General features: G+C 43.4%; 14 protein-coding genes and 1 riboswitch. Of the genes, 12 read left to right on the forward strand and 2 right to left on the reverse strand.

The features are described 5' to 3' along the window. The first annotated feature begins 11 nt into the window (after positions 1-11). The 8 genes from AC5W2J_RS15430 to AC5W2J_RS15465 all read left to right on the forward strand — a co-directional run bounded on the left by AC5W2J_RS15430 (position 12) and on the right by AC5W2J_RS15465 (position 9,579). The gene (locus AC5W2J_RS15430) at positions 12-2,882 is read left to right on the forward strand and encodes a CDP-glycerol glycerophosphotransferase family protein (protein WP_496060352.1); all 2,871 of its coding nucleotides are present in this window, start codon (positions 12-14) and stop codon (positions 2,880-2,882) included. A gap of 265 nt (positions 2,883-3,147) precedes the next feature. Further along, positions 3,148-3,546, forward strand: coding sequence for a glycerol-3-phosphate cytidylyltransferase (tagD, locus tag AC5W2J_RS15435; protein ID WP_120193725.1), 399 nt, complete (start codon positions 3,148-3,150; stop codon positions 3,544-3,546). Between the two features lie 410 nt (positions 3,547-3,956). After that, positions 3,957-5,225 carry a CDP-glycerol glycerophosphotransferase family protein gene (locus AC5W2J_RS15440; RefSeq protein ID WP_496060353.1) on the forward strand — a complete coding sequence of 423 codons (1,269 nt, stop codon included), beginning with the start codon at positions 3,957-3,959 and terminating at the stop codon, positions 5,223-5,225. A gap of 103 nt (positions 5,226-5,328) precedes the next feature. Next, positions 5,329-6,135: an ABC transporter permease gene (locus tag AC5W2J_RS15445; protein WP_496060354.1), complete on the forward strand. Its 807-nt coding sequence runs from the start codon at positions 5,329-5,331 to the stop codon at positions 6,133-6,135. 17 nt (positions 6,136-6,152) lie between these two features. Further along, positions 6,153-6,965: a teichoic acids export ABC transporter ATP-binding subunit TagH gene (gene tagH, locus AC5W2J_RS15450; protein ID WP_496060355.1), complete on the forward strand. Its 813-nt coding sequence runs from the start codon at positions 6,153-6,155 to the stop codon at positions 6,963-6,965. Between the two features lie 133 nt (positions 6,966-7,098). Continuing rightward, entirely contained in the window at positions 7,099-8,049 is a 951-nt protein-coding gene (locus AC5W2J_RS15455) for a ribokinase (RefSeq protein ID WP_496060356.1), read from the forward strand. After that, entirely contained in the window at positions 8,046-8,984 is a 939-nt protein-coding gene (locus AC5W2J_RS15460) for an NADP-dependent oxidoreductase (RefSeq protein WP_496060357.1), read from the forward strand. The genes AC5W2J_RS15455 and AC5W2J_RS15460 overlap by 4 nt, the downstream gene beginning before the upstream one ends. A gap of 70 nt (positions 8,985-9,054) precedes the next feature. Further along, positions 9,055-9,579 (forward strand): DsbA family oxidoreductase, encoded by a 525-nt coding sequence (locus tag AC5W2J_RS15465; RefSeq protein ID WP_496060492.1) that lies wholly within the window; start codon positions 9,055-9,057, stop codon positions 9,577-9,579. A gap of 315 nt (positions 9,580-9,894) precedes the next feature. Here AC5W2J_RS15465 and AC5W2J_RS15470 read toward each other — a convergent pair whose 3' ends face one another. Then, positions 9,895-10,356, reverse strand: coding sequence for a hypothetical protein (locus AC5W2J_RS15470; RefSeq protein ID WP_496060358.1), 462 nt, complete (start codon positions 10,354-10,356; stop codon positions 9,895-9,897). A 147-nt stretch (positions 10,357-10,503) separates the two neighbouring features. Between AC5W2J_RS15470 and AC5W2J_RS15475 the strand changes: the two genes are divergently transcribed. The 4 genes from AC5W2J_RS15475 (at position 10,504) to sinI (ending at position 14,630) form a co-directional block, all read left to right on the forward strand. After that, on the forward strand, positions 10,504-11,928 hold the full coding sequence (locus AC5W2J_RS15475; RefSeq protein ID WP_496060359.1) for an MFS transporter: 1,425 nt from the start codon (positions 10,504-10,506) through the stop codon (positions 11,926-11,928). Between the two features lie 44 nt (positions 11,929-11,972). Next, the gene (locus AC5W2J_RS15480) at positions 11,973-13,016 is read left to right on the forward strand and encodes an AbrB family transcriptional regulator (RefSeq protein ID WP_496060360.1); all 1,044 of its coding nucleotides are present in this window, start codon (positions 11,973-11,975) and stop codon (positions 13,014-13,016) included. Positions 13,017-13,021: 5 nt separating this feature from the next. Beyond that, positions 13,022-14,218, forward strand: a complete 1,197-nt coding sequence (locus AC5W2J_RS15485) for a class I SAM-dependent rRNA methyltransferase (RefSeq protein ID WP_496060361.1) — start codon at positions 13,022-13,024, stop codon at positions 14,216-14,218. Positions 14,219-14,397: 179 nt separating this feature from the next. Beyond that, a riboswitch (cyclic di-GMP riboswitch) is annotated at positions 14,398-14,483 on the forward strand. A 36-nt stretch (positions 14,484-14,519) separates the two neighbouring features. Then, complete coding sequence (gene sinI, locus AC5W2J_RS15490; RefSeq protein WP_496060362.1) at positions 14,520-14,630, forward strand: DNA-binding anti-repressor SinI; 111 nt, start codon at positions 14,520-14,522, stop codon at positions 14,628-14,630. A 132-nt stretch (positions 14,631-14,762) separates the two neighbouring features. On the opposite strand, the gene AC5W2J_RS15495 is transcribed toward sinI, so the two are convergent. Beyond that, positions 14,763-15,119, reverse strand: a complete 357-nt coding sequence (locus AC5W2J_RS15495; protein WP_496060363.1) for a helix-turn-helix domain-containing protein — start codon at positions 15,117-15,119, stop codon at positions 14,763-14,765. Between the last annotated feature and the right edge of the window lie 47 nt (positions 15,120-15,166).

Below are 15,166 nucleotides of genomic sequence, written 5' to 3' on the forward strand. Positions count from 1 at the left end.
AGAGGTTTCAAATGACGACACTAAAACCAAAGGCTGTATCAGCCAGAATAAATTGGGTAGATGTAAAGGAAGAGGAGTGGGTGATCAAAGGTACCTGCACTTCTTTACCAGAAGAAATAACCTACAGAAAAATAAAAAAACATTCGCTGGCAACTGTCATCCATCCAGGAGATAAAGAGCACCAGTTTACGGTGGATTCTATAGAATGGAATGTCGTAAAGCCGAAAAAAGGAAAGGCCGGTCGCGTATCCTTTGTCTGCCGTATACCACTTGAAGCCCTTTATTTACATAAGGTGACGCCGCACATTAACAACTGGGAGGTCTATATCCTTTTGTCGGATGGCAGCAATGAGGCTGCAGCCAGGCTGCGCGCGCCTACTGCAGATAAGCTCTACATGGAAAAGCTGTATTACGGCGATCGGGCTTTTTTAAAGGTGTATAAAACACCAAGAGGCTATGTGAATATTACGAGAAGAGAAGCATGGGATGGGGAAACGCTGAAAGATATGCCGATGAAAGTAGTGGATATTGAACGTTCCGGAGACACGTACCGCATCACGGGCATGGGGAATCGAAACATTCTATCAGATATTCCGGATCTTCATTCGTCCGGCATTCTTTTAAAGAAGAGAGAAAAAATACTTAATAAAACATTAACCATAAAGTGGCTGGATGACTATTTCTGGCAGGCAGACTGGATCTCCTCCGAACCGTCCTTTTCCGGCGGATTATGGGACGCTCACTTTTATATCAAGACAGATAAACGCAGGCTGTACCGCATGAATATAGATTCGGGCGAATTCCTCCCCGGGGCATATCATCGGGCTGAAGTGGATGGCGGCATCCGCCGGATACGTCCGTATCGTACATCAAACGGAGGATTTTCCTTTAAAGTATTCGCAGACTTAGTGAAAGTTTACTCCTGGAATTCCGTCTACCAGGACAACAAAGTGCATATGAGCGGCAGTTTTCAGTGGGGAAAGTATGAAGTGGATGCGTTTCATCTCTGCCTCGCCGACAAGCTGTCCGGTGAAATAATTCGGACGCCTATGGAAACAAAAAAAGGAGATCAGAAGGCAAAAGAATATACGTTTACATGCAGCCTGCCGGAAAAGTCTCTTTTCTTCGGAAAAATGATTGATACGTCCCGGTATGAAGTGTATTTAAGCGCAGAAGTGGATGCGCGGCTGATGGAATACCGTTTTAGAGCAGAGCAGAGTATTTTTGAAACAGAACCAAGAAAAGAATGGCGGCGCGGCGATTATGTATATAAAGGATTTTTCTACGCTACGGTCAACAACCGTCTAGGTTATATATTGAAAGAAGCGGGCATTGTACGAAATGTTACCGCCTTAAACGTACAGGGTAACAGCTTTTTTATAGAAGGAACGGCCAGCCTTAATGCCATGCAAGCAGCTGATCCGGCAGACCAGTCACTGACTATTGTAGCGAAAAGCCGGGAGACAGAACGGGAGGCATTATTTGTCCCTTATGAAAAAGAAGGGGACGCCTTTAAAGTGGAAGTGCCGCTCGATCAGCTTCAATCGCTTCACGAGAGTAAAGATGTCATTGATTTGTACATTCGTGTAGAACTGGGGACATACATTCGGGAAAGAAAGCTTGGCCAGGAAGAATTTACCTATTATAAAGATGATATTATTGCCTCCCACTCGTTACAAACAGAGGGGGAAGTTCTGGAATACTACGCGACCCACACTCCGCGGGGCAATGTAAAGCTGGAAACCGCGCTGCTTTCTAAAGAGCACGCGGCCTGGCTGAAAGAAAAAAACGAAACGTACGCACGCTCCACCGGAAAATATACGTGGATTATTGGGGAAAGACCGGATACTGCGCAGGATACAGGGTATCATTTCTTTAAATACTGCCGTCTGCATCACCCCGAAATTGATGCGTACTACGTTGTTAACGAAAAAGCGGAAGATTTCAGCAAAGTGGCAGCGTTTGGAAATGTATTGGCTGCCGGCAGTGACGAGCATGTAATAAAGGCGCTGGAAGCGGATGCGTTTTTTGGATCCCATGATATTGAATACCTGCTGCCATTTAAAGGTGCTTTAATGGAGTCATACAAGCGGGCCAAAAAAGTCTTTCTGCAGCACGGCGTACTTGGCCGCAAAAGAGTAGAATACGATAAAAAGTACTACCATTATCCTTTTGATATTTTCTGCGTCAGTTCGGAAATGGAAAAGCAGATGGTTGTAACAGAAATGGGATACAGTTCCGCTGAAGTGAAAGTTACCGGCTTATCGAGGTTTGATGAACTGCTGGAAAATCCCGGATCTAAGCGGAAAATTCTGTTGATTCCAACGTGGAGGGAATGGCTTCATAATGAGGAAGCATTTTTAGACTCTACCTATTATAAAAGGTACAAGTCGCTTATTCACAATGAAGAACTGCATGGCATGCTCGAAGCTCATAACGTGGACCTGGACTTTTATCCTCATTACCGGATGCAGCCGTATATAGACCATTTTACAGTCGAGAGCACAGAACACATTCGTGTGCTGAAATTAGGGGAAGTGTCCGTACAGGAGCTCTTAAAGGAGAGCAGCCTGATGATCACGGATTATTCCAGTGTTTCTTTCGATTTCAGTTATATGGGAAAACCGGTGATTTTCTATCACTTTGATGTGAAAAGTTTTTTTAAAACAGGCAGCCTCCGTCCACTCGGAGAAACTTTTCTTGGGGATACAGTTAAGTCAGAACACAATCTGCTGAACAGCATCCGCGGACATATCGAACAGTCTTTTCAGGAAAAGAAATCGGTGGCCGGCATGAAATCATCTATTTTCACCCATATTGATCAGAAGAATGCAGAACGTATTTATCAGGAAGCAGTAGATGCCCTGAATCATCCGGAATAAAGAAAAGGAGTGCCTTAAAAGGTACTCCTTTTTTAAATTAAGTAAAAGTGTGTAATTTTTGTTTAGTTTGTTACATATTTTTATAAATCATTGGGCAATATTTCCATGATTACTCGATGATTGCGGCGGTATATGTATGTTATAGTATAAAAGTCAACCAGTAGAAAGTAAATTTTATATTAATTTTGATTAAAAAAAATTAACATTATCATCTAAAAATAAATACAAATAAAACATATAAAGTTTAACAAGGAGGGCATTAGTTATGAAGAAAGTTATTACGTACGGCACATTTGACTTGCTGCATTGGGGCCACATTAATCTGCTCAAGCGTGCAAAAGACCTAGGAGACCATCTAATTGTTGCCATCTCCACAGACGAGTTCAACGCACTAAAAAACAAAAAAGCTTATTATCAGTATGAGCAGCGTAAGATGATTCTTGAAGCTGTCCGTTATGTAGATGAAGTGATTCCGGAAAACGAGTGGGAGCAGAAACTCGAAGACGTGGTAGACCGTTCGATTGATACCTTTGTCATGGGAGATGACTGGAAGGGCGAATTCGACTTCCTTAAGCCTTACTGTGATGTTGTGTACCTTCCAAGAACAGCAAACATTTCAACGACCAAAATCAAAAAAGAGCTTCTTCTCGTGAACAACTACTAAAAAAAGCAAGCTGAATATAATGGAACAAAGAGAGGGGGAACGTAGTGCTCTCTCTTTTTTTGCTTAAAAGTCACAAGAATCTCCATCCCTGTATGGAAAGACGGTGCCAATAAACCTGGCTGTGTGTCAGGTTTTTCTTTACGTTTTTTACGAAAAAAATATAAAAAGGAAAACCCTCCTCTGCCGGGTGATCACATATTCCACAGTAATTTAAGCAGTTCAAAATCAAAAGGATTCCTGCTATATTATATAAGGCTCTCTTTTTAGCTGCCGGAGAACGACCTGTTATCATAACAGGCAAAGGCAGCATGCCCCAGATAGAACCCTGATGAGAAATACACCGCCGCTGCTTTCTCAAAAACAGCCGGCATTGCTTTCTAATAGATGGAGCCAGTGGAGGATTTAGTGATATGAAAAACCTATCCGTTAAGAAAATAAAGAAATCATCAAACAAAATTAAAAAGTCTTATCTAAAAAAAGTAAAAAAGATTAAAAAAAATACATCCAAGCGCTATAAAAAGTTCAAGAAAAGCAAAAGCCTGCAGCGTTCGCTGCTTTCGTTAATCGGCCGCCTGCCCGGAAAGAAGGATATTGTAGTATTTGAGAGTTTCTTCGGAAAGCAGTACAGCTGTAACCCCCGGGCTGTGTATGAGTACTTGAAGGAACAGGATCCAAAGCGTACGTATTACTGGAGCGTGGATCATCGGTATAAGGGGAAGTTCGAAGAGCATAATGTAAATATGCTTCCCCGGTTTACCCTCAAGTGGTTTATGGTTATGATGAGAGCGAAGTACTGGGTATTCAACAGCCGGCTTCCGAAATGGATACCAAAACCGGAAAAAACGGTGTACCTGCAGACGTGGCACGGTACACCGCTGAAAAAACTGGCACTGGATATGGAAGAAGTACTTATGCCCGGCACTACAACAGAAACGTACAAAAAGAATTTTGTGAATGAAGCGAGCCGGTGGGACTATCTGATATCTCCTAACCGCTATTCTACGGATATTTTCCGTCGTGCTTTCAGCTACGACAAAAGTCTGCTGGAAACAGGCTATCCGAGAAACGACTATCTTGTGCACCATAAAGAAGAAGACGTCCAGAGGGTCAAACGAAAGCTTGGCCTTCCCGAAGATAAAAAAGTAATCCTATATGCTCCAACGTGGAGGGATAATGAATACCATTTTATCGGACGCTATAAGTTCAGCCTGAAAATGGACCTGGATCAAATGCAAAGAGAGCTGGGAGATGAGTACGTCGTGCTTCTTCGGCTGCACTATCTTGTATCAGACCAGGTGGATGTAACCGAACACGAAGGATTTGCGTATGACGCGTCCAACTATGAAGATATTCGTGATTTATATATTATAAGCGACATTCTGATGACGGATTATTCGTCTGTTCTGTTCGATTACGGCGTGCTAAAGCGCCCGATGATTTTCTTTGTTTATGACATCGAAAGCTATCGTGACCAGCTGAGAGGGTTCTATTTCGATTTTGAAAAAGAGGCCCCGGGCCCGCTGGTGCGGACCACAGACGAAATTATTAAAGAAATCAGGCAGGCCGATACCATTATGGAGCGTTACAAAAAAGAATTCGAGATATTCGAAAACAACTACAATGCTCTTGAAGACGGAAATGCCTCCAAGCGGATAGTAGAGCGGGTATTTCTAAAATAGAAGAAATAATGCCTGTTATACCGGAACGCACCTGGAAGCTGAAAGAGTAACAGCAGGGACCTTGTAGTGATTTCCTAATGTATCGGCAAAAGAGGGAACTATTATGAAATCTGCAGTATTAATTTGCAAAGAACTGTACCAGAGCCTGTATTTAATACGAAGGCTGTCAGTCTATGAAATCAAAAGCAAAAATAAAAACAACTATTTAGGTATTGCCTGGGAGATTATAAACCCGCTGATTTTTATCGCTATTTACTGGTTTGTATTTGGGTACGGCATCCGCGGCAACACCGGCGTGGACGGCGTTCCGTTTTTAAACTGGATGATGGCCGGTATTACCATCTGGTTTTTTGTCCAGCCGGCGATCACCCAGGGCTCTAAATCCATATTTTCAAAGATTAAAATGGTAGCCAGGATGAATTTTCCAACGAGCGCTATTCCAACGTATATTATTGTGTCCAAGCTTTATCCCCATTTAGCGTTAATGGTAATCGTAGGCATTTATATGCAGTTTACAGGGTACCCTGTAAACATGTATTACCTGCAGTTTCCTTACTTTCTATTTGGAACCATTGCGCTCGTTGTATCGTTTGTATTAATTTCGTCTACGCTTACTGTATTAGTGCGCGATGTGCAGATGTTTATTCAATCCTCTATCCGCGTCATGCTATATTTAACGCCGTTTCTATGGACAACCGATTCCCTGCCGCCGGCAATTCAGTCCGCTATGCAGCTTAATCCGCTGTATTATCTTGTAGAGGGATACCGGGCTGCTTATTTTGGAGACGGATGGTATTTCATTGACCAGTGGGAGTATACTTTATATTTCTGGGGAACCGTTGCGGTATTTTTTATTATCGGAGCCGCCCTGCATGTTCGTTTCCGCCGTCACTTTGTTGATTTCCTTTAATGGAAGAAGGGGTCTCTATGGAAAAAGCAGTTATCGCTAATAATTTAACAAAAAAATATAAGATTTATGATTCCCAGTCGGAGCGGCTGAAGGATATGCTTCTGCCTAAAGACTTCGGAGAAGAATTCTATGCTCTCCGCAATGTATCGTTTGAAGCGGAAAAAGGAGACATTATCGGTCTTCTCGGAGTAAATGGTTCAGGTAAATCAACGCTGTCGAGCATCTTGGCAGGAATTGTTCCTCCTTCAGACGGGGAGCTTATCAAAAATGGGGATTCAGCTATCATTGCAGTATCATCCGGTCTTGACCTGAAGCTCTCCGGCCGGGAGAATATCGAGCTGAAATGTTTAATGCTCGGTTTTTCCAAAAAGCAGATTAAAGAAATGGAAAGCAGCATTATTGAATTTGCCGAGCTCGAAGCATTTATCGATCAGCCGGTGAAATCGTATTCAAGCGGGATGAAGGCAAGACTTGGTTTTGCTATCAATGTAAGCATTGACCCTGATATTCTTATTATTGATGAAGCTCTTTCTGTCGGGGACCGGGCTTTTGCAAAGAAAAGCCTTGATAAGATGAGGGAGTTTAAAGAAGAAGGCAAGACGATGTTTTTCGTCAGCCATTCCATCAGCCAGATGAAAGAATTCTGTACAAAAGCCCTGTGGCTGGAATTCGGCGAGAAAAGAGATTACGGTCCGCTCGAGGAAGTGCTGAAGGATTATGAAGCATTCCTGGAAGAATACAATCAGCTTTCCAAGCAGAAGAAAAAAGAATTCAGGGAAGAAGGATTCAAAAAACAAAGCCGGAAAACAGTAGAGCCGGCCTCTTCCTAAAAAACAGTGCAAGGCGGCCGGAAGCGGCCGCTTTTTTATATACCGGCAGTTGACTCTTTTTGTAAATAGTCGTATAAAAAAAGAGAACAAAACCGGGTTTGTAAACTAATTCAGCCGGAAGAAGGAATTGACCATGACCAATGCACCGAGAGTCACAGTAGTTGGCAGCATTAATATGGATTTGATTACTACCTGTTCCCGCATTCCAGAGCAGGGAGAGACGATAATAGGAGAGCGGTTCGAAACGGCCCCGGGAGGGAAAGGCGCCAATCAGGCAATAGCAGCCGCGAGACTGGGAGCGGACGTAAGTTTTATCGGGCATACAGGAGATGATTATATTGGCAGAGAGATACGCGCCTATCTTAAAGAAAGCCGGATTACCAGCCTGTATGTGAAAGCAGCTCCGGCAGTTTCTACCGGAACCGCCTCTATTCTGTTAACAGATAATGACAACCGGATTATTATTGCCTCCGGCGCCAATGCCTATGTAACGCCTGATTATGTAGACGAACATCTCCACGTACTGAAGCAGAGCGACATCATTTTAATGTCATTTGAAATACCTGCTGAAACGATTATGCATACGGCACAGAGATGCAGTGAGCTCAATCTGCCTCTTATGATCAATCCGGCTCCCGCCCTGGATATGCCGGAACTATTATGGAAACTGGCCGATTATATAACGCCTAATGAAAAAGAATACAGCCAGCTGTTTACAGAAGCGGAGGATACCATCCAGCAGAAAATTATTACGACCCTTGGAGATAAAGGGGTGCGGTGGAGAGAAGGTACGATAGGAAAGTCGCATCCGGGTTATAAAAGCCGGGTACAGGACACAACGGGAGCGGGGGATACTTTCAACGGGGCACTTGCCGTTGGAACAGCTGAAGGAAAATCAATGAAAGAAGCTGCAGCTTTTGCGAATGCAGCAGCCTCCATAGCTGTTGAAAAAATTGGAGCACAGACAGGCATGCCTGATTACAAAGAAGTGCAGCAAAGAATGAGTGAAGGGATGCAGGTTTGCATTACTAAAAGTAAGGGGATAGAAGAAGAGTATAAAAAGAAGGATGTGGAACCAGGATGAAAGCAATTGTAATAAATGAATACGGGGGTAAGGAACAGCTTACCGAAGAACAAATAGACCGGCCGGAGCCGGAAGATGATGAAGTCGTTATTGAAATATATTCAACGTCTGTAAATCCGATTGACTGGAAATTGAGAGAAGGCTATTTAAAAGACATGCTGCCTTACGAATTCCCTATTATATTAGGATGGGATGCAGCAGGCGTTGTAAGAGAAACTGGGAAAAACGTTCATTCGTTTAAAAAAGGAGACCGGGTATTCACACGTACTGCCAACAACAACCGTGGTACGTACGCAGAGTATGTAAAAACAACGGAAAACCGGGTTTCTTATATGCCAAAAGATATGAGCTTTGATGACGCCGCAGCTGTTCCGCTTGCCGGACAGACGGCCTGGCAGTGTCTCGTCGAATTTGCAGAAATGAAATCCGGAGATAAAGTACTCATTCACGGAGCCGGCGGCGGAGTCGGTCATTTTGCCATGCAGATTGCAAAAAGCTTCGGTGCCTATGTTATCGCTACAGCAAGTGCGGAAAAAGCAGATATGTTAAAAGAACTTGGGGCCGATGAAATCATTGACTACCAGACAGAAGACTTTGAAAAAATAGTGACGGATGCAGATATTGTACTCGACACGATCGGCGGCGAAGTACTCGAAAAAAGCTTTACCGTACTGAAAAAAGGCGGGAAGCTTCCAACCATCGCCGGACAGCCGGAACAGGAACAGGCGGATAAATACGGAGTGAAAGCCGGCTTTGTATGGCTCGAAGAAAGTGGAGAACGTCTGCAGAAGCTGGCGGATCTATGTGTCCAAGGCAAATTAAAAGTAGTTATCGACAGCACGTTTCCTCTTAGTGAAGAAGGTGTTCAGCAGGCCCATGCGGCAAGTGAAGAAGGCCGCACCCGCGGTAAAATTGTGATTAAAGTTAAATCATAGGAGTGTGACTGACATGGAAGAAAAACAGAAAATGATCGTATTCAGCGATTTTCTTTGACCCTTCTGCTTTATCGGGAGTGCCCCGCTCAACCAGTTGGTTGAGGAAGAGAAAGTAGAAATAGAATGGCGGTCATTTGAATTAAAGCCGGAAGGCGTTGAACTGCCGCCCAAGCCGGAAGGCTACATGGAGCAGGCAAGAGCGAACGTGAAGCGGATGTCCGAACAGTACGGGCTGGATATGAAATGGAATGACAAAAGCAGCCATTCCCATCACGCTCATGAAGGAGCCAAGTTTGCGGAACTGCATGGAAAGGCAGATGCCTATCATGACGCCGTGTTTAAAGCACAGTTTCAGGAAGATAGAGATATCAACGATCTTGCCACCCTGACAGCAATTGCTGAAGCTGTTGGACTCGACGAAGAAGCATTCCGCCAATCCGTGGAGAATAGAGAATTTGAACAGGTAATTATGGAAGACAGGCAGACGGCCGAGGAGATCGGCATTACAGGAGTGCCATGTTTTATTGCAAACGAACAGGGCATAATGGGGGCTCAGACGTATGAATCCCTCCTTCATTTATTAAATAAAAAATAACAATTCAGCCTCTCCCTTTTCACCGGGAGAGGTTTTTAATAAGCAGAGATCTTCTTAAAATTTTATTGAATTTACTCTCCGTTCAATTGAAATTTTGAATCTTGTACAAGCCAAAAGCTGAAAAGGAAAAGAACGACCTTTTTATTTTCACCGATGGCTGGTCTGTTCGAGTCGCCGCCTAATTTTTTTCTGTGCTATTCCCTTTTTAAAAGAAACGGGTATTGTGTATAGATATACAAAATATAATGAATTCTCGATATGTTAAAGAAGCTGCCCCTTGTTTAGGGGCAGCTCTTCTTTTTCTTCCTTATTTTATTATAATACTCTTTTGAATCCTTCTTTTTCCAAATAATCGATGGCTTCGCCGTACGTATTGAATGTGCCATCGAGCTGCAGCCCGGCGTAGACATTCCAGCCGTCTTCTTCCGGCATGAGAACGAGCAGCTGATCCTCTACGTTTTCCCATTCTTCAATTTCAAATTCTTCTTCTATAGAGGCATCAGCCTGAAGAGAAGAAATCGCTTCTTTAATTAAATTTCTAAAGTCATCTGCCGGATATTCCCGAATATTTACCATGCCGCGCTCATCTGTTTTAACGTCCTGGACCAGTTCGGCATAGACAAATCCGTTGCCGTTCGGATGAAGGTGATAGACAACATTTTTCTTATCATATGCACTTTCTTCGTAATGGAAGTTAACGCGCCCCATGGATACTTCTTTTTTCTCAAGTTCTACAAATTCTTCCGCAATTTTTATTTTTTCCTCAAAAGTAAGCATAAATCCTCCGATCTTTTTTTCATCGTTACAGTATATCATATATTTCATTGTTATTATCAAGAATGCGGAGACTGAATTTATTTCGAAAAGAGAAATATATGATACACTGCTAATGGTATAAAGAAGCATTAAAGGAGGGCGCTGTCTGTGCCGGATTCACATATAGAAAGTGCTGAACCACTCAGCAGATCTGTTAAAAGAAGAATTATTGTTTTGCTATGTGCAGTTCTTATGTTTTCTGTTATGAACTCTACTATGTTTATGATTGCGGTTCCTGATATTGCCCAGGCCTTTTCGTTATCTCCTTCGGAGGTAAGCTGGGTAGTAACAGGATACATTATTATTTATGCAGTAGGTGCGCTTATCTATGGAAAGCTCGCTGACTTGTATCCATTTAAGCGGCTGCTGACGGTTGGACTGATTTTGTTTGCTGTTGGCTCTGTGATCGGATTTTTCTCCACTCACTTCCTGATGGTAGTGGCGGCCAGAATGATCCAGGCTGCCGGAGCTGCAACGGTTCCAGCGCTTGTATTTATCGCGCCTTCCCGTTTTTTTAAAGAGGAACAGGGCAAGGTGCTTGGCATAGTATCTTCAACAATGGCATTTGCATCCGGGATAGGCCCTATTGCCGGCGGGTTGATTGCCGGTGCATTCGCCTGGAATTACTTATTTCTAGTATCGATATTCGTTGTAATAACGATTCCGTTTTTTCACAAATGGCTGCCGGTGGAAGAGCCGAAAACCGGCAAAGTCGACTTTCCGGGTGCCTTTTTTATGGCAGTGGGAGTTGGATTCTTTATTTTATTTATTACAACGGTCGGCTGGATGTATCTCGGGGTCAGTATCATCTTTTTGTCTATTTTCATATGGTGGATTTTCCGTGTGGACAATCCGTTTATCAAGCCCGGTTTATTTCTGAACCATGCGTACCGGACCACCTTAATTACAAGCTTTTTCGGGATTATGACAATGTTCAGCATGATGTTTATGATGCCTCTTCTCTTGGATGACGTGAACAATCTCAGTACAACAGCGATTGGGCTCGTATTGTTTCCTGGTGCGATAACTGCGGCATTTATGGGAAGAATTGCCGGCTTATGGACGGATCGGTTTGGCAGCTGGCCGATGGTGTTTCTTGCCCTCGGCTTAACGATGGTTGGCTTCATCTCGCTGTCTATTACTGCTGGTGCTTCTCCATGGCTCATAAGCATGGCCCTGGTTGCAAGCTATGTAGCTTTTCCGTTTCTGCAGACAGCCACAGCTAACTTAATTTCTTCTGTTCTTCCGGAGGAGGAGACAGGTGTAGGAATGGGCGTGTACAATTTATTTAATTTCATGGCCGGTGCATTCGGAGGAGCGGTCATAGGTGCCCTGCTGAATCAATATACCGGAGCACAGGCGTATAATCCGCTTCATTTTTCTCCGGGAAATGCCGGTATTTACAGCAATATCTTTATGGGAATGGCTATAATGGCTGTTATTAACGGAGCCGTATTTTATTTTTCTTCCCGTTCCTTTCGTGAGGCGGCTACTTCTTCTTCGAAACAAAGAGAGCAGTACGGAAAATCATGATATACTAACAAAAGTTGATTAAAATGAGTAGTGGAGGGGCCGTCATGATGTGGCAGAAAGGCTTATTTATCACAGCAGCCGTCCTCACAGGCGGCCTTTTTTCTGCTGCTGGTGTGCCTGCCGGCTGGCTGTTTGGAGCCCTGCTGGCCGGGATTTTTACAGGGATTTTCATTAAGCGTTTTACCTTTGAAGGCTGGCCGTTTCAGGCAGCTCTGGCGCTCGTGGGAGCCAACATTGGCTTTTTGATGGACACAGAGCTTTTCGCGGTCATTCCAGCCTATATTCTGCCCCTGATTGTCACGTTATCGATTACACTGCTGATGGGGCTTGTATTTGGAATGTTGATGTACAAATGGACAAGCCTGGACGTAAAGACAGCTTTTTTCTGCTGCGTGCCGGGCGGAGCGTCGGAAGTAATCAGCGTCAGCCGGGAATATGGGGCGGATGACCGCATTGTCGCAGCCTTTCATACAGCGCGGATTACTTTTTTTGTCTTTCTTATTCCTCTTTCCGCTGTGCTGTTTTATCCAGCCGCTCCCTCCGGCGGTGTGACGGCTGACCCGGGCGTCTGGAATCCATTCATCGGTTTTCCGATTTTATTCTTTATTGTCACACTTGTTATTGTTTTAAATAAATATGTTAAAATTCCCGGTGGAGCTCTTCTTTATGCGCTGGTCATTGGATTTGCCGTCGGGGAATGGATCGTGCCGGGTCTTGCTTCACCTGGGTATGCAGCAGGCATTGGACAGGCGCTGATTGGTGCCATGGTAGGCATCCGCTTTGACAGGGAGACGCTGCTTCGTGTGAAAAGCATCGGGCTGCCAAGCCTGGGGATTCTGCAGTGTTTTTTACTGCTCAGCCTTACATTAGCGGGACTATTCACGTTAATGACCCCGCTCCCATACATAACAAGTCTGCTCAGCACGGTGCCTGCCGGCGCAGCAGAAATGTCTTCCACCGCATTTGCCCTGCAGCTGGAGCCGACGCTCGTATCAACGCTTCACATTATTCGTGTGATTGTCTTGTTTTTACTGCTCCCGTTTCTTATTAAATGGATGGACCGAATGATATTAAAAAATGAAGGATGAGATATATGACTGAAATAATGAAGATTTCCGCTTCAAAGCAAGCCGTTGAAACGTTTCAGAAAGGGTACCCTTTAATCCATGAAGACATGGTAAATAAACGGGAAAAACTTTCGGAAGAAGGAACCGTTTTTGATTTAATGACCCCGCAGGGCCAGTTTATCGCAAAAGCATACTACGGCCTGCAGAATAAAGGTATCGGCTGGATTCTTACGCAGAAAAAAGAAGAAGCCATTGACCAGCAGTTCTTTACTGGAAAACTGAGTGCGGCTCTGCAGAGAAGAAAAGCTTTTTTTGAAGATGAATCCACGACTGCTTTTCGAGTGTTTAACGGTGAGGGAGACGGCATCGGCGGATTAACAATTGATTATTTTAACGGCTATTATCTGCTGCAGTGGTACAGTGCAGGCATCTATGCATTTCGTTCTCTTATTATCCGCGCGCTTGAAGCCGTGACTGCTTATGAAGGCTTGTACGAAAAAAGGCGTTTTCAGCAGCAGGGCCAGTATATAGAAGGCGACGATTTTGTAAAAGGAAAAGAAGCTCCTGCTCCGCTTCATATTAAAGAAAATGGGATGACCTTTGCCGTGTACTTAAATGATGGAGCAATGGTCGGCATCTTTCTCGACCAGCGTGACGCAAGAAAGCGGCTGCGCGATGAATATTCAGCCGGAAAGACGGTTCTGAACACTTTTTCCTACACCGGTGCTTTTTCTGTTGCCGCTCATTCCGGGGGTGCTGCCAAAACAGTGGATGTTGATGTAGCAAACAGAAGCAAGACACGCGTTCGTGAGAATTTTGAGCTGAATGAAATTATAAGTGAGGATCAGGAAATACGGGTGATGGATGTATTTGCCTACTTTGATTATGCTAAAAAGAAAAATATTACGTATGACGTCATTGTGCTCGATCCCCCAAGCTTTGCAAGAACGAAGAAACGCACGTTTTCTGCAGCTAAGGATTATACTTCCCTTCTCGTTGATGCGATATCTATCATTAAAGATGGGGGTACGATCATCGCTTCAACGAATTTTGGAGGTTTTGGAATGAAAGCTTTCCAAAAGCAAATTGATAAAGCGTGTACGAAAGCAGAAGTAAAACAAAACGTCACAGAGCGCGTCCGTCTTCCCGATGATCATCCTTATACAGCTTCTTACAAAGAGGGCGATTATTTAAAGGTTGTATTTATAGAAATAACAAAATAACGCATCAGGTTGACGGTAAAAGTACCTTCGGCAGCTGAACGTTCTTCTTCGGGAGAACGTTTTTGCGTTTTCCTCACTTTGAAATGGGGTATAGATTAAAATGTAATAAGAAAATAGAGGTTTTCGAAACAGATCGTTTTACCTGACAGCTTGTTGGTGATAAGATATTAAAATCAACCTTCAGATAAAGGCAAGTTCATTGAAAAGTGATTACGCAAAGTTACAGGTCTAAGGCGCTGTATGCTAAGATGGCTGAACTGCCTGGGGAGAGATCCTATAAAGGCTTGGGAGGTTGGAAATATTGGAAACAAAAGAACTGGATTACGACTGGATGGTATTAATACGCGAAGCTAAAACAGCAGGTATGACAAAAAAAGAGATCCTGGAATTTTTTCAAGCAGTAAAGCATTAATAAATACCAGACAAAAAAGTAGTATGTAATGATAGAAAAGAGTGTTGCTATCTTTTAACCGTTTACTACACGTAAAGAGCATGTTAAAACAAGGTTATTGTTTTAACATGCTCTTTGTATGTCCTGGAGAAACTAGTTGGCATTCTTATCTTTTTCGAATGACGTCCATTTCTCATAGCGGATAAACTTTTGAAAATCACGAAACTGCTTTTTGCTGATACCCGCTTGTATCGCTTCATGGATCAAGGCCTGCCATTCTTCGTCAATTACCCCGTCTTTCGAAGCGGGAGCAGGGGAATCTGTAATTATGCTGGAAATATTAATTTCAAGTGCTTCTGTAATCTTTTCAAGCACATCAATAGAGGGATTGTGTTTAATTCCTCTTTCAATGTAACTCAAATACGATTTGGAGATACCGGTTGACGAGGCTAAATCAGATAATGTCATTCTTTTTTGTTTTCGGTACCTTCGTATGTTTTCACCAATCATGTACGGTTTACCCTCCCTATAAGAAAATGAATGCATAAATAAATAAA

It is taken from the genome of Sinobaca sp. SA16-1 (genome assembly GCF_059510515.1).

Excerpts from the sequence above, each read along its gene's own strand:
- AC5W2J_RS15495 (WP_496060363.1), bottom strand. The coding sequence starts at position 15,119 with ATGATTGGTGAAAACATACGAAGGTACCGAAAACAAAAAAGAATGACA.
- AC5W2J_RS15445 (WP_496060354.1), top strand. The coding sequence starts at position 5,329 with ATGAAATCTGCAGTATTAATTTGCAAAGAACTGTACCAGAGCCTGTAT.
- AC5W2J_RS15440 (WP_496060353.1), top strand. The coding sequence starts at position 3,957 with ATGAAAAACCTATCCGTTAAGAAAATAAAGAAATCATCAAACAAAATT.
- AC5W2J_RS15430 (WP_496060352.1), top strand. The coding sequence starts at position 12 with ATGACGACACTAAAACCAAAGGCTGTATCAGCCAGAATAAATTGGGTA.
- AC5W2J_RS15485 (WP_496060361.1), top strand. The coding sequence starts at position 13,022 with ATGACTGAAATAATGAAGATTTCCGCTTCAAAGCAAGCCGTTGAAACG.
- tagH (WP_496060355.1), top strand. The coding sequence starts at position 6,153 with ATGGAAAAAGCAGTTATCGCTAATAATTTAACAAAAAAATATAAGATT.
- AC5W2J_RS15460 (WP_496060357.1), top strand. The coding sequence starts at position 8,046 with ATGAAAGCAATTGTAATAAATGAATACGGGGGTAAGGAACAGCTTACC.
- tagD (WP_120193725.1), top strand. The coding sequence starts at position 3,148 with ATGAAGAAAGTTATTACGTACGGCACATTTGACTTGCTGCATTGGGGC.
- AC5W2J_RS15470 (WP_496060358.1), bottom strand. The coding sequence starts at position 10,356 with ATGCTTACTTTTGAGGAAAAAATAAAAATTGCGGAAGAATTTGTAGAA.
- AC5W2J_RS15455 (WP_496060356.1), top strand. The coding sequence starts at position 7,099 with ATGACCAATGCACCGAGAGTCACAGTAGTTGGCAGCATTAATATGGAT.
- AC5W2J_RS15480 (WP_496060360.1), top strand. The coding sequence starts at position 11,973 with ATGATGTGGCAGAAAGGCTTATTTATCACAGCAGCCGTCCTCACAGGC.